This is a genomic window from uncultured Pontibacter sp., assembly GCF_947502515.1.
Taxonomy (GTDB): Bacteria; Bacteroidota; Bacteroidia; order Cytophagales; family Hymenobacteraceae; genus Pontibacter.
In genome coordinates this window covers 272,069-286,098 of record NZ_CANNAI010000004.1, presented here as the reverse complement: position 1 = coordinate 286,098, position 14,030 = coordinate 272,069, and the positions used below count along the sequence as shown (strand labels likewise).

General features: G+C 52.5%; 10 protein-coding genes. 6 read left to right on the top strand and 4 right to left on the bottom strand.

All coding sequences use genetic code 11. The features are described from left to right. Window positions 1-176 precede the first annotated feature (176 nt). Window positions 177-1,268, top strand: coding sequence for an MBL fold metallo-hydrolase (locus Q1A54_RS12440; RefSeq protein WP_299988513.1), 1,092 nt, complete (start codon window positions 177-179; stop codon window positions 1,266-1,268). Between the two features lie 62 nt (window positions 1,269-1,330). Here Q1A54_RS12440 and Q1A54_RS12435 read toward each other — a convergent pair whose 3' ends face one another. After that, window positions 1,331-1,534, bottom strand: a complete 204-nt coding sequence (locus Q1A54_RS12435) for a hypothetical protein (protein ID WP_007658208.1) — start codon at window positions 1,532-1,534, stop codon at window positions 1,331-1,333. A 126-nt stretch (window positions 1,535-1,660) separates the two neighbouring features. Here Q1A54_RS12435 and Q1A54_RS12430 point away from each other — a divergent pair, with 126 nt between their 5' ends. The 3 genes from Q1A54_RS12430 (at window position 1,661) to Q1A54_RS12420 (ending at window position 5,605) form a co-directional block, all read left to right on the top strand. Next, entirely contained in the window at window positions 1,661-2,470 is an 810-nt protein-coding gene (locus tag Q1A54_RS12430) for an SDR family oxidoreductase (protein WP_299988509.1), read from the top strand. Window positions 2,471-2,496: 26 nt separating this feature from the next. Beyond that, window positions 2,497-3,687 carry an aspartate aminotransferase family protein gene (locus tag Q1A54_RS12425; protein ID WP_196115419.1) on the top strand — a complete coding sequence of 397 codons (1,191 nt, stop codon included), beginning with the start codon at window positions 2,497-2,499 and terminating at the stop codon, window positions 3,685-3,687. Window positions 3,688-3,844: 157 nt separating this feature from the next. Continuing rightward, window positions 3,845-5,605 carry an SLC13 family permease gene (locus tag Q1A54_RS12420; protein ID WP_299988504.1) on the top strand — a complete coding sequence of 587 codons (1,761 nt, stop codon included), beginning with the start codon at window positions 3,845-3,847 and terminating at the stop codon, window positions 5,603-5,605. Between the two features lie 2 nt (window positions 5,606-5,607). Here Q1A54_RS12420 and Q1A54_RS12415 read toward each other — a convergent pair whose 3' ends face one another. Together Q1A54_RS12415 and Q1A54_RS12410 are read right to left on the bottom strand one after the other, a co-directional pair. Beyond that, window positions 5,608-5,946, bottom strand: coding sequence for a hypothetical protein (locus tag Q1A54_RS12415; RefSeq protein WP_007653770.1), 339 nt, complete (start codon window positions 5,944-5,946; stop codon window positions 5,608-5,610). Between the two features lie 11 nt (window positions 5,947-5,957). After that, window positions 5,958-6,386 (bottom strand): TerB family tellurite resistance protein, encoded by a 429-nt coding sequence (locus Q1A54_RS12410; RefSeq protein WP_007653771.1) that lies wholly within the window; start codon window positions 6,384-6,386, stop codon window positions 5,958-5,960. Between the two features lie 321 nt (window positions 6,387-6,707). Here Q1A54_RS12410 and pfkA point away from each other — a divergent pair, with 321 nt between their 5' ends. Then, entirely contained in the window at window positions 6,708-7,679 is a 972-nt protein-coding gene (pfkA, locus tag Q1A54_RS12405; protein WP_299988499.1) for a 6-phosphofructokinase, read from the top strand. A gap of 57 nt (window positions 7,680-7,736) precedes the next feature. Here the strand turns inward: pfkA and miaA are convergent, their stop codons facing one another. Continuing rightward, a complete protein-coding gene (gene miaA / locus Q1A54_RS12400; protein WP_299988496.1) occupies window positions 7,737-8,675 on the bottom strand; it encodes a tRNA (adenosine(37)-N6)-dimethylallyltransferase MiaA in 939 nt (312 codons plus the stop codon). A gap of 133 nt (window positions 8,676-8,808) precedes the next feature. On the opposite strand from miaA, the gene Q1A54_RS12395 reads away from it, so the two are divergent. After that, window positions 8,809-14,019, top strand: coding sequence for a PAS domain S-box protein (locus Q1A54_RS12395; RefSeq protein WP_299988494.1), 5,211 nt, complete (start codon window positions 8,809-8,811; stop codon window positions 14,017-14,019). Window positions 14,020-14,030 lie beyond the last annotated feature (11 nt).

Here is a 14,030-nt window from a genome sequence, read left to right as displayed (position 1 = left end):
GCAAGAAATTTTATGCCACCATATTGTCAGCAAAAGCAGCCGGCTGACGCGTCAATTGTGGCAGTTGACCATGCAGAGGCCTAATCTGGCGGTTTACTGCAGCCAAATATGGCGGCAGCCGTACTATAGTATTCCGCCCGTAATATCATTTCACAAACAAAAAATGGTGCATGCCTATGGAAACTACTTATCGTACCTCAACACACGAAAGCAAACAGGCTTTTCCAGTTGCTCCGGGAGTTTGGGGACTTAAGACCGTCTTTGTCAATCTCTTCTTTATCACCTCCCCGGATGGTTCCTGGGTATTGGTAGATGCCGGCGTGTACGGCGCCGCTCCCAAGATCAGGAGTGTGGTGGAGGAACTGTTTGGCGGGGAGCGTCCCAAAGCCATTCTGCTCACGCACGGCCACTTCGATCACATTGGGGCTCTAAAAGAGCTGGCGCACGACTGGGATGTGCCGGTCTATGCTCACCCCCTCGAAATGCCCTACCTGAATGGCAAGTCGTCTTATCCACCACCAGACCCAAGTGTAGGAGGTGGCGGCATGGCCTACATGTCATTCCTATACCCTAAAAAGCCAATAGACATACACGAGAACCTCGAGCTACTGCCAACCGACGGCTCCGTGCCCGGTCTGCCTGGCTGGCGCTGGATCCATACACCGGGCCACACAGCCGGACATGTCTCCTTCTTCCGTGAAAGTGACCGCGTGCTGCTGGCGGGCGATGCCTTCATAACGCGGCACGGCGAATCGATGCTGGCGGTGATGACGCAGAAACGTGAAGTGCATGGGCCGCCCAAATACTATACCTCCGACTGGGGCGCGGCGCATCATTCCGTGGAAAAGCTGATGGAGCTGAATCCGAGTGTGGCTGCCACAGGGCATGGTTTGCCTATGGAGGGTGCGCAGCTAATGCAGCAGCTTGAAAGCCTGGTAAAGGATTTCTGGTCTGTGGCTGTACCCGGGCATGGCCGCTACGTGCACGAGCCCGCTATTGCTGATGAGCAAGGGGTGCTCTCTGTGCCGCCCGCCCCGGACAACACCATCCCCAAGGTACTGGCAGCTACTGGCATTGTCGCCCTGGCAGGTGTAGCACTGGTCGCGTACTCACGCCGTAATAACAAAACTAACAGAGGGAAGCATACATCGCCTGATATGAGAGAGCGGCCTTTCTCCCACAATAGGCCACTGCAAGGTATACCACCTACAGTGCCGGCCTCTCTGGAGGAGGATGATCCGCATGCACATACCAACAATTACCCATAGACGGGAAAGGCCGGGAGCAAACGCTTCCGGCCTTTCTTCTATACCTTTTAAATTCGAATTAATTACTTGCCTCTTCCGGAGCCGCTTTTCTTACCGCCTCCGTCCTGCTTGTTTACAGTAGCCCAGGCTCGCTTCTCAGCTTCGTCGTGGCTCACGCCCTTCTTTTCATAGCTTTCCTCGATGTGCTCTGCTTTGCGTTTTTGCTTATCTGTGTAAGATGATTTATCTCCTTGTGGCATTTGATCCTCCTTTTTAAAGTTCAACATATAAAGCCGGTCTATTTACCAGCCTTCCATTTTTATACGCAAGGCGGGCAGGCAAGTATAAATGACATTGGTGGATTACTGCAGCGATTGAGCCTTTTTCACGTTATGATAGAGAAACGATAAGCTATGGAACAGGTACAGTATAACTTTCAGGACAAGGTGGCGCTTATAACTGGTGGCACATCAGGTATAGGACTGGCCACCGCCCAACTGCTGGTAAAGTCAGGTGCGCAGGTTATTGTGACAGGTCGCGATAAAGAACGAGGAGACACTGCACTGGCAGCTCTCCCTTCGTCCACGCTTCAACCCATTTACATACAGACTGACAACAGCAATAACGACACGATCTTTGCTCTCTTTCACGAGATCCAGAACAGGTTTGGCCGCCTGGACATAGCCGTCAACAATGCAGCCCAGGAGTCAGGTATAGGTAAGCCCCTGCATGAGTTTGAACCACATGAGTATGAGGATGCCATGGGGGCCAACTTGCGTGGAGTGTGGCTTTGCATGAAACAGGAAATAAAGCTGATGCTCGAACGGAAACCCTCTGGAGGAGCCATTGTCAACGTAGCCAGTGTCAATGGACTGGGAGGAGCTGCCATGGGATCGCTTTACTCAGCAGCCAAGGCGGCAATCATTGCGCTTGCAAAATCAGCCGCTCAGGAAGTGGCAACGGCTAATATCCGGATCAACGTGCTCGCCCCTGGCGCCCACCGCACGCCTATGCTGCAGAAGGCTTTTGAATCGCAGGTAAACGGAGACCTGTCTAAAGTGCCGGAAATTGAGCAGATGTACCTTTCATATATTCCTCAAAAAAGAGTTGCAGACCCGCAGGAAGCAGCTGCCGCCATACTCTGGCTTTGCTCAGACGCCGCAAGTTATATCACAGGTCAAACCACTATAGTGGACGGAGGTATGAGTGCCATGCTGCGATAGCTTCCAAAATTGCCTACCTTTGCGGCATGGTATCATTGAGACAGCTGTTTTTGCAGCATCAGGCACAGACAAGCGACTTTCCGCTGATGATCGAAGTGGAGAAGGCAGAGGGGATTTACATGTATGGCAGCGAAGGCCATCGCTACATTGACCTCATTTCAGGTATAGGCGTAAGCAACGTGGGGCACCGGCACCCGAAGGTACTGCGGGCCATACACGACCAGCTGGACCGCTACATGCACCTGATGGTATACGGGGAGTTTGTGCAGGCGCCACAGGTGCAGCTGGCTCACGCCCTCAGCGGCACACTGCCTGATCGACTCAACAACACCTATCTGCTCAACTCCGGAGCGGAGGCTGTCGAAGGTGCCCTGAAACTGGCCAAACGCTACACAGGCCGCACCGAGCTGATCTCCTGCTATAACGCCTACCACGGCTCTACACAGGGTGCCCTTTCCATGAACGGCAGCGAAAGTTTTAAGAATGCTTTTCGCCCGCTCCTGCCTGACGTGCGCCATATTCATTACAATAGCATCGCTGACCTGGAACAAATTACGAAGCGCACGGCCGCAGTTTTGATAGAGACTGTGCAGGGTGAGGCTGGTGTTCGTGTGCCGGATCAGGATTATCTGAAGAGACTAAGGGAGCGCTGCAACCAAACGGGCACGTTGCTGATTCTGGATGAGATACAATGTGGCTTCGGCAGAACCGGTACCTTCTGGGCCTTTGAACAGTTCGGCATAGAGCCTGATATTTTGGTATGCGCCAAAGGGATGGGAGGCGGTATGCCGATCGGTGCTTTCATCGCACCACAGGAAATCATGGCCGCTTTCAAGACTGATCCGATCCTGGGCCACTGCTCTACCTTTGGCGGACATCCGGTCAGCTGCGCTGCCTCCCTTGCAACACTACAGGTGATTCAGGAAGAAAACCTGCTGGAAGGCGTCGCACAGAAAGCCGAGCTGATTAAGCAGTTGCTCGTGCACCCGCGTATCAAACAGATCCGCAACCAGGGGCTGATGATGGCCGCAGAGTTTGAGTCGTTTGAGGTACTCAAAGCGGTGATTGATCAGGCCATCCTCAACGGTGTTCTGACTGACTGGTTCCTGTTCTGTGACAACTCCATGCGCATTGCGCCGCCGCTTACCATCACAGAGGAGCAGATTCATGAAGCTTGCCAGATCATCCTGAGGTCTATTGATGAAGCATTGGCTTAGTTTTCCATACCTGGCAGGTATACCAGCAGACTGCCCTGATCAGGTGTAAGCAAAGGAAGGCGTAAATATTTTCTTCTGAGTGACTATCGGGAGCGGCTTTGTCACGTAAAAGCCGTTGCTACACCTTATATCCGGTGTGACTTCCCAATTATCCTCTATGGAAATAGCCATTGTACTGACCTTGCTGGTGATAGCGGTTGTGCTGTTCGCGACCGAAAAGGTGTCTGTTGAGCTGGTCACCCTGCTCATACTTATCATCCTGGCGGGTTTGCGCATCATCAGCCCCGAAGAGGCCTTTGCCGGCTTCAGCAGCGACTTTATCATCATCATCGCCTCCATCTTTATACTCAGTGCCGCCCTTGAAGAAACAGGTATCCTTGACTTTGCAGTGGTGCGGCTCGTGCGGCTGGCCCAGCAGAGCAATAACCTGATGCTGCTGACCATTATGCTGGTGACAGGGGTGGTTTCGGCTTTCATGAACAATACCACCGTTACGGCTATGTTCATCACACCACTTATTGGTCTTTCAAAGCGGATCAACATGAGTGCCTCCAAACTACTCATGCCACTGGCTTATGCCGCCATCCTGGGGGGTACCTGCACCCTGATCGGCACTTCCACCAACGTAGCCGTGAGCGGCTACATTGCCAAGGCAGGCCTGGAGCCGATCGGGTTGTTTGAGATATCAGGTATAGGCTTCATCATTTTCGCGGTGGGCATGGTCTATATGATGACCGTGGGGCAGCGCATGCTGCCAAGCCACGTAGACCAGGAACTGGCCGAAGAGTACAAGCTGCAGAAGTATGTCACCGAGGTGGTGGTGCTACCTGACTCGCCACTCGTCGGACAGCTGGTGTTTGCCTCTGACCTGACCACCCTGAACCTGCGCATGCTCAATGTTATCCGTGCTCAGGAGAACTTCCTCCCCGACTTCCGTACCCGTATCCGTGCCAACGATATTTTGCTGGTGGAAGGAGATGTGGACACGCTGATGAAGGTAAAAGAGACCAAGGGGCTGCAGATCATGGCCGATGCACTTATCTCCAAAGACCTTGAAACAGAAAACATCCGGCTGGCAGAGATCATGATCACACGACAGTCCAACCTGATCAACCGCACCATTAAGGAGTCGGAGTTCTTACGGCGCTTCGGCTTGGTGGTGCTGGCCGTGTCGCGGCATGGCGAAACGCTGCGCAGCAAGATAGGCAGCATCAGGCTGCGCATGGCCGATGTACTGCTGGTACAGGGCGCGCCAGAGCGCTTCGAACAAGTCCGCAACTCAAACCACATTGCCGTGCTCGACGAATTTGAGCCGGTGCTCTACAAAAAGAAGAAGGGCCTCATTGTGATCATCAGCTTTGCCTTGGCTATACTGGCAGGTACGTTGCAAGTGCTCCCACTCTCCATCGCTTTTCTGTCCGCGGCAGTCGTGAGTATCCTGCTGCGGGCGATCAGTACCGAGAAGGCCTACAATGCCATCGACTGGCGCTTGCTTATTCTGATAGGAGGTATGACGGCTTTCGGGGCAGCCATGGAAAATTCCGGTGCAGCCGAATTTCTGGCGCAGGGCATTGTGCAGGTGATGGAGCCTATCGGTGGCAGAACAGGTATATTGGCGGGCTTTGTGATTCTGACCGTGCTGCTGACACAGCCTATGTCCAATGCGGCGGCGGCGCTGGTGGTCATACCGGTGGCCTTGCGAGCCGCCATGGAGCTTGGCGCCGATCCACGTTCCTTTGCCATTGCCATCATGCTGGGTGCCTCGGTATCATTGGTAACGCCTTTTGAGCCGGCCTGTATCCTGGTTTACAGCCCGGGCAAGTACCGCTTCTGGGATTTTATCAGGATCGGCTCGCCGCTTACCTTACTGCTGGTGATCGTGATACTGATGCTGGTGCCTGTGTTCTGGCCTATGTAGAATTACTCCTGCAGTCCGCTGAGCGTCACGATGACTACTGCGAATAGGGCTGCAGAGAGTCCCATAGCCAGAATCAATTTACCGGCCTGCATGGCCACGACTTTTTCAGGACGGGGCAGCCAGAGGTAGTTCAGGCTCAGGTTGAGCAGGTATACCATGATTGTCAGCAGAAAGCTGATAAACCAGAAGGCAAAAAAACGCAGAATGAAATCTTCGGAAAGTAAGGTAGCCTCGTAGGAAATAAGGTGTAGCTCGTGGGCAAAAAAGAAGTAAGCAAGTAGTAACAGTGCCATGGCATAAGCAGCCAAAATAGCCCCGTTCCACACACGCAGATTTTTCATGCGATCATTATTTAGTAATTCAGGAAGGCTTGCGCATCCTGCCGTATCTCCTCACGGGAAAGGCCGTCTTTTACTCCAATGGAGATCTTGCGCACCAGCACCCCTACGATGGATTTCTTAAAACCGAGCCGCACAGCCATGTTGACGCAGAACTCCATTTCACTTTCATCGACTATGCCATCGGCCAGCATCATCTCCACCAGGTCGTAGATCTGGTCGAAGCGCTCCGTGTCATTAGAGGGCAATTGAGGTTTTACAGCTTGCACGTTCGAAAGCAGGTCACGCACTTCACTGGATTTCATGCCATGGCGCTCACCGATGGCAATTATAAAATCCATTTCGGTGGGATCCACATGACCATCCGCCTTGGCTAGAGCACCGAGATTGGTGATGTGGCTCTTTAATTTTTTCTCTGCCTCGCTTTCAAAAAAACTAAACATACAATTCCCTTTTTGACTTGTTTACTATTTCATAACAAATTAATAACGAATGCAATAAGTATGGCTATACCCTGCCGGTTATTTTTACAGCACCTATAGTAGAAACGCTTTTTTCTTGTTTGCAGTCTGCAAGCGATGATGCTTTTACATACGGTTTTTACTATCTTATTAGTTATGCTTTTGTATTCTTTTTTTATTTCCACTTAAATTAACAAATGTATACCTTGCAGATTCATAAAATCGCACACGTGTACTGTAGCGATCAATCGAAAGAGGCCGGAACCGGGCCTCGACAGGGAACCCATTAAAAAGCAACTCTTTATGAAGAGGATTGGAGTATTTACATCAGGAGGCGACGCGCCGGGCATGAACGCATGCATCCGGGCGATTGTACGGACAGCCGTATATTACGGATTGGAAGTTTACGGTATCAGAAGAGGATACAGCGGCATGATCAAGGGCGACATCTTTAAGATGGAGTCCATAACTGTGAGCAATATCATACAGAAAGGCGGCACCCTGCTTAAGTCGGCACGCAGCAAAGAGTTTCTGACAAAGGAAGGCAGACAGGCAGCTTACGAACAGCTCAAGGCCCATGGCATTGAGGGACTGGTGGCCATCGGCGGTGACGGCACCTTTACCGGGGCCAACATCTTTTACGAGGAGTACGGCATCCCGACCATCGGAGCACCAGGCACGATCGACAACGACCTTTATGGCACGGACTATACCATTGGCTACGACACAGCCGTGAATACAGCCCTCGACGCCATTGACAAGATACGGGACACAGCTGACAGCCACGAGCGTGTGTTTTTTGTGGAGGTGATGGGCCGTGACTCAGGCTATATTGCTATACCTTGCGCTATTGGCGGCGGTGCTGAGATCGTGATGATCCCGGAAACTGACACGTCCATTGATTTTGTGATAGAGCAGTTGAGAGCTGGCTGGAGCCGTTCCAAGACTTCCTTTATCGTGATTGTGGCAGAGGGCGACGAAGAAGGCAGCGCCACCGAGATCGCAGCGAAGGTATCGCAGCAGATACCGAACATGGATGCCCGCGTGACGATACTGGGCCATGTGCAACGCGGCGGGGCGCCCACTGCGGCCGACCGTATGCTGGCCAGTCAACTTGGTATCGCTTGTGTGGAAGGCCTGATGGCAGGTCGCACCAACGAAATGGCCGGTATCATCAATCGCGAGCTGGTATACACGCCTTTCATCGAGACCATTACCAAGCAGAAACTGATCAACCCGAACTTCACCAAAATGGTGGATATACTGTCGGTATAACCAGGCTATACCTGAAAACGGCGCGGCCGGCTATTGCAATAGCCGGCCGCGCCGTTTCTATACCTTCCCTTGTGCTGCCTCCTGCATCTGCTGCCTGATAAAACGTAGTATCTCATCCCACTGCCCCGGATGAAACCAGGTATAGTCGGCATGTTTGTGAAACCAGGTGAGTTGCCGCTTGGCGTAGCGGCGGCTGTTGCGTTTGAGCAGGCGCACCGCTTCCTCCCAGTCATACTGCCCCTCCAGGTAATCAAATATCTCTTTGTAGCCCACTGTTTGCAGCGCATTGTGCGCACGGTATGGGTATAGGCTTCTGGCTTCTTCCAGCAGGCCTTGCTCCAGCATCAGGTCCATGCGACGGTCGATGCGCTCGTACAGTTCCTGTCGGTCGCGCGTCAACCCAATTTTGATAATATGAAAAGGCCGCTCCTGGGTACCTGCTTTCCGGAAAGCCGAGTAAGGTTGTCCGCTTGAAAGGCATACCTCCAGTGCGCGTATAACACGCTGCGGATTGGCCTTATCTACCCGCTCATAATACGTGGGATCAAGCTCCTGCAACTGCTCCAGCAATGGCTGTAGTCCCTCCTGCTGGTGACGGGCGGTCAGGTTTTCGCGCACGGCAGGATCTGTCTCAGGCATTTCGTCCATCCCGTCGGTCACCGCTCGCACGTACAGTCCTGAGCCACCTGTCAGGATCACGGCCTCGTGCTGCTGAAACAGCTGCCCGGCCAGGGCCAGCACATCCTGCTCATAAGCGCCTGCATTGTAGGTTTCCGTGATCGGGTGCGAGTCCACAAAATGATGCCGTATACCCTGCTGCTCCTCCTGGGTGGGTTTGGCCGTGCCGACCGACATCTCCTGGTAGAACTGGCGGGAGTCAGCCGAAATGATCTCGGTGCCGAAATGCTGCGCCAGGCGCACGCAGAGGTCGGTTTTACCCACGGCAGTAGGACCAACAACTACGATCAGAAAATGGGGGGATGGCGTTGCAGACATGGGCGGGACAGACAATATACTTCGTGTTTATGCCACAAATTAACTCCCTTTCTTGTTATTCAGGAAGCAAAAGTGCCATTGCTTTTGTTTTTTTACTAATTTATGGGTTTAAACGACAACGGAACCACACCAGATGCCACTGATACCTAGCCAACAAACTACTGAAAGCCTGACAATGCTTGCTGAGAACCTGCTCCAGGTGCTTAGTCAGCTCTATCCTGCTGACCATGCCCTGCTTGTTGCTTCCGCTGCAGGGGAGCTGCTTGCTGCCAACCCCAAAGCCGAAACCATACTCCCTGTAGAGCAGGGTACAGCTATACGTCCGCTGGTTGGCCTGGCTGATGAAGATGATTTTGCGGCCTTTAAGGTTTCACTGGCTCAAAAAGATAAAGCGACGGGCAAAATAAAAGACCGTCAGGACAACCTAAGCACCTTCCACTGTCAGCAACTGCAGTTTCAGGGGCAGACTTTCCTGTGCTTTGACATCCCGGAGAATGCAGCCACAGAAGCTGATGACGCAAGTTATCATAACCTGTTTGACGATAGCGCAGAACCTCTGTTTGTCCTCGACCACGATGGCATTTTCATCGACATTAACCAGAGCGCTTCGGACCTGGTGCAGTTGAGGAAAGAGGAGATCATTGGAAAATCTCTGTTCAAGCAGTTTGAACTCAACCTGTTTGAGCGGGTAGCCCTGCGCAACCAGTTGCAGACTACCCTGAAAGGGGAACCACAGCGCTTTGAGTGGTGGCTTCGTGAAACAGAGCAGGAACTGATGCCAGTTGAGATCTCTCTGAAGAAGGGCAGCTTCAATGGCCAGACCGTCATCTTTGGATCAGCCAAGAATCTGTACGAAGCAGTTGGTGCGGAACGCAATGTGCGCTTCCGCAATCACCAGCTCGAATTCGTCAACCACCTGATTACGAATCTGTCGGGCTCCGAGAGCCGCGAAGATGTGCTGCGCTATACCTTGAACGAATTGCTGGACAAGACCGATGTTATCGGTGGTGCCGTCTATACCTACGATGCTACCTCTGGCAAAGCACTTCTTTCCTATAACACAGGCGAAACGCCATCCGGCTACCTCCCGACCTCTATTCCGTTGCCGGTGACGCAGGCTGAGCAGCTTGCCAAACCTGAACGCCGCAAAGCCCTGCAAGACACCGTTCAGCAAATGGAAGATTTGCTGGGTCAGCACCTGACTGTGCTGCCTGTCAGTTCAGAGGCCGGCCTAACGGCACTCCTGCTGGTATGGCCAGGGCATGATGCCAAAATCACCCAGTCGTTTATGTCGCTGCTCGACTTTATCGGGGGCGCCATTGGCAACTACATCGCCAAGCACGATCTGCAGCTCAAGCTCTCCCATACCGAGGACAAGTACAAGATCATGTTTGAGTCTACTTACGACGCCATTCTGCTATTCCGTGACGGTATTGTGGTAGACTGCAACGAGAAGGCACTGGAGTACTTTAGGTGCAACCGCGAAGACCTGGTAGGCAAAACACCGAATGATTACTCGCCGGAGTATCAGCCGGACGGCATGCGCTCGACAGAGAAAACGGCCATGTTGATCGAGCAGCTGATGGCGAACGGGAAACCGATCACTGTTGATTGGAAGAACATCCGTAAAGATGGCACCACCATGGACACGGAGCTCAATCTCAACCGCGTGATGATCGACGGCGCTTACCACATTCTGGTGTTCAAGCGCGACATTACCCAACGCAAGCAGGTGCAGAACTCCAAGCGACGCGAGGAAATCGCCCGCGAGTCGATGGCCCATTTCCGCAGCTTCCTGGAGAAAGTAAACCTGATCTATTACAGCCTCGACAAAAACGGCAACATCGCCTACGCCAACGATTACTTCCTGACTTATGTGGAGTACTCACGCGAGGAGCTGATCGGGCAGAATTTCTACGAGTTGCTGGTGCCTGAGTCTGACCGCGAGACACGCTTTAATGACTTCAAGCGATCCATCGAAACCAGGCAGCTGAACTCATACTATGAGCGTGACCTGATCACCAAGTCTGGCCAGGTGAAAACCGTGCGCTGGAACTGCATGTTTGAGTACGGTCCCGAAGGTGACCTGATTGGCCTGACCAGCGTGGGCAAGGACATGACCGATAAGCGTATTGCCATGGAGGCTCTGAAAGACAATAAGATCCGTCTGCAGGACCTCTTCGACAATGCGCACGACCTGATCCAGAATATCTCGGTAGACAATAAGTTCATCTTCGTGAACAAAGCCTGGAAAGACCGCCTGGGCTATACCGATCATGATATTGAGTCACTCACGCTCAACGACATCGTGCACCCTTATTACAAGGCCAAGTTGATCTACCAGCTGCGCAATCTGTACAAGGGTGAGAATGTAAACAAGATGGAAACCGTGTTCCTGACCAAGGCCGGCAAGCCCGTACACCTGATCGGCTCCATTACCTGCAGCTGGCAGGACGGTCGTCCGGTGGCAACGCGCGCCATCCTGCACGATATCACCGACCGCATCAAGGCCGAGCGCCTGCAGAAGGTATACTACAGTATTGCAAACCTGGCGATCAGCAGCAAGGACCTTAACTCACTTTACTCGGCTATTCACCGCGAACTGAGCAAGATCATTGAGACGCGCAACATCTACATTGCGCTCTGCGATAACGATCACCGCCACCTGCATTTTGCCTACCTGGTCGATCAGTTTGTGGACAAATCGTCCAAGACGCAAATGCGTCGGCAGTTCTCACACGGTCTGTCAGAGTATATCATCGAGACAGGCAAGCCGCTTTACATGCAGAAGTCGGAACTGCTGGACCTAGCCCGGGAGCAGGACATCACCATACATGGCGCTATACCAGAGGTCATCCTCTGCTCCCCGCTAGCCATCGGCGATCGCATCATTGGGGTGATCACGCTGCAGGACTACCAGGACCCGAATGCCTATGTGCATACCGACATCGAGATCCTGCACTTTATCTCGAACCAGGTGGCGCTTGCCATTGAGCGTAAGCGCAACGAAGAGCAGATCAACAACCAGAACGCCCGCCTCAACGCCATCTTTGAATCCGGTACGCACCACATGTGGTCGCTCAATCGAGAGTTGGAGCTCACCTCATTCAATCAAAACTTTGCGACAGCCTTCTTCAACAGAAGCGGGCAGGAACTGGAGCTTTACACCAGGCTCAACGACAACAATGTGGTGAACTTCCACGAGAACTCCTTTGAGTTCTGGAAAGAGAAGTACGTACTCGCCTTCAATGGGCAACCGCAGCATTTTGAAGTGCACCTACACAATCCGGAGAGCTGGCGTGAGGTATACCTGAACCCGATCTACCTGGAAGACGGAAGCTTTGAGGAGATATCAGGTATAGCCCTTGACATCACAGACAAGAAACGCTCACAGCTGGCACTGGCCCAGAGTGAGGTGAAGTTCCGTAGCATATTCGAGTCCTTCCAGGACGTGTATTACCGCACGACCATGGGTGGTGCCTTTGAGCTGGTCAGCCCTTCAGTGTACAGCTTACTGGGGTATAATGAACAGGAAGTCCAGCGTATTTCATCAGAGCAACTGTATGCCAATGCAGCTGATCGGGTGCTGGTAAAAGAGCGGGTACTGGAACAGGAGAGCATCCGTGACTTCGAGATAGAAATGGTCTGCAAAGACGGCTCCATTAAAACCGTACTGCTCGATGCACGCCTCAACTACGACCAGCAAGGACAGCCTGCCGGTATGGAAGGTGTGCTGCGCGATGTGTCCGAACTGAAGCGCACGCAGGTCGCGCTGCTTAAAGCCAAAGAAGAAGCAGAGAACCTGCTCAAGGTGAAAACACAGTTCCTGGCCAACATGAGCCACGAACTGCGCACACCTATGAACGGAATCATCGGCATGATTGACCTGCTGAGTCAGATCGTGAACGACGAGGAGCAGAAGGAGTATATCGATACGCTGCGCAAGTCTTCGGATGCCCTGCTGGCGATCCTGAACGACATCCTCGACCTGTCGAAGATGCAGGCTGGCAAACTGGTGCTGCACGAGAGCGGCATGGACCTGCACGACACGCTCAACAAGATACACTCGCTCTTCGCGAATCGGGCCCAGCAAAAGGACCTGCACTTTACCTACACGATAACGCCGGAGACACCACGCTATGTGCTCACCGACGAAACACGCTTCCTGCAGGTACTTTCCAACCTGACTTCCAACGCCATTAAGTTTACGAACGAAGGCGAAGTGAGTATACACGTAGATGCTGAACCACTGAAGAAGGGTCAGGAGTATATGCTGAAAGTGCGTGTGAAGGACTCAGGTATAGGTATAACCGACGAAGACCAGAAACTGCTCTTCACTGACTTCACCCAACTTGATAACTCGTCTACCAAGACCTTTGGCGGCACCGGTCTCGGACTGGCCATTTCGAAGCAGCTCACCCACCTGCTTGGTGGTGACATCGGGGTGGAATCGATACCGAATGATGGCAGTACCTTCTGGTTCACGATAAAAGTGAAGAAAGCCAACAGCGAAGAAGTGGAAGCACAGCTACAGCGCATGCAATTGCAAAACGCCGAAGCCGAGGTGCTGGACTTCACACCTTATGTACTGCTGGTAGATGACAACCAGATCAATCAGAAAGTGGCCTTCAAGCTGCTGGAGCGACTGGGATGCCGCACCGATGTGGCATCCAACGGATACGAAGCCATAGACAGGGCGCTTAACAATGGCTACGACATGGTGTTCATGGACATTCAGATGCCAGAAATGGACGGCGTGACGGCTACTTCAATTATCCAGGAGAAGTTGGGCAATGACAGTCCGCCGGTAGTGGCCATGACCGCCTACTCTATGCGCGAAGATGCCGAGAAGTTTATGAGTCAGGGTATGGATGATTATATCTCCAAGCCGGTGAAAAGTTCAGACCTCTACAAAGTGATCATGAGATGGCATGAGCTGAACTGGAAGCGCGACAAAGCCGGTGGGCTTACTGCTGCCATAGACGATGATTCGGAGGCCGATGCTATACCTGTGATCGACCTATCCATAACAGAGCAACTCAAAGAGATTGGAGGGGCGGAATTTGCACGCCAGTTGTATGTGGAATTTGAACAGGAAGCTGGTGAATTGCTCGAAGAGGCCAAAAAAGAGCTGGAGGCACAACAATACAAAAGTATTTTAAGTACATTGCACCAACTTAAGGGGACCGGCTTTACACTTGGCATCAACCAGGTGGCCGAGCTAGCCAAAATCCTGGAGCATGACATAAAACATGACCAGTACGATAACGTAAGAAATAACTTCGCAAAGCTGCTGGCCCAATACGAAAACTACCGCAAAACTTATAAAGAGATCATTTTATAGTTTATTAAACC

What these genes read in the sequence shown, in the direction of transcription:
- Q1A54_RS12440 (WP_299988513.1), top strand. Translation starts at nt 177, where the DNA reads ATGGAAACTACTTATCGTACCTCAACACACGAAAGCAAACAGGCTTTT.
- Q1A54_RS12435 (WP_007658208.1), bottom strand. Translation starts at nt 1,534, where the DNA reads ATGTTGAACTTTAAAAAGGAGGATCAAATGCCACAAGGAGATAAATCA.
- Q1A54_RS12430 (WP_299988509.1), top strand. Translation starts at nt 1,661, where the DNA reads ATGGAACAGGTACAGTATAACTTTCAGGACAAGGTGGCGCTTATAACT.
- Q1A54_RS12425 (WP_196115419.1), top strand. Translation starts at nt 2,497, where the DNA reads ATGGTATCATTGAGACAGCTGTTTTTGCAGCATCAGGCACAGACAAGC.
- Q1A54_RS12420 (WP_299988504.1), top strand. Translation starts at nt 3,845, where the DNA reads ATGGAAATAGCCATTGTACTGACCTTGCTGGTGATAGCGGTTGTGCTG.
- Q1A54_RS12415 (WP_007653770.1), bottom strand. Translation starts at nt 5,946, where the DNA reads ATGAAAAATCTGCGTGTGTGGAACGGGGCTATTTTGGCTGCTTATGCC.
- Q1A54_RS12410 (WP_007653771.1), bottom strand. Translation starts at nt 6,386, where the DNA reads ATGTTTAGTTTTTTTGAAAGCGAGGCAGAGAAAAAATTAAAGAGCCAC.
- pfkA (WP_299988499.1), top strand. Translation starts at nt 6,708, where the DNA reads ATGAAGAGGATTGGAGTATTTACATCAGGAGGCGACGCGCCGGGCATG.
- miaA (WP_299988496.1), bottom strand. Translation starts at nt 8,675, where the DNA reads ATGTCTGCAACGCCATCCCCCCATTTTCTGATCGTAGTTGTTGGTCCT.
- Q1A54_RS12395 (WP_299988494.1), top strand. Translation starts at nt 8,809, where the DNA reads ATGCCACTGATACCTAGCCAACAAACTACTGAAAGCCTGACAATGCTT.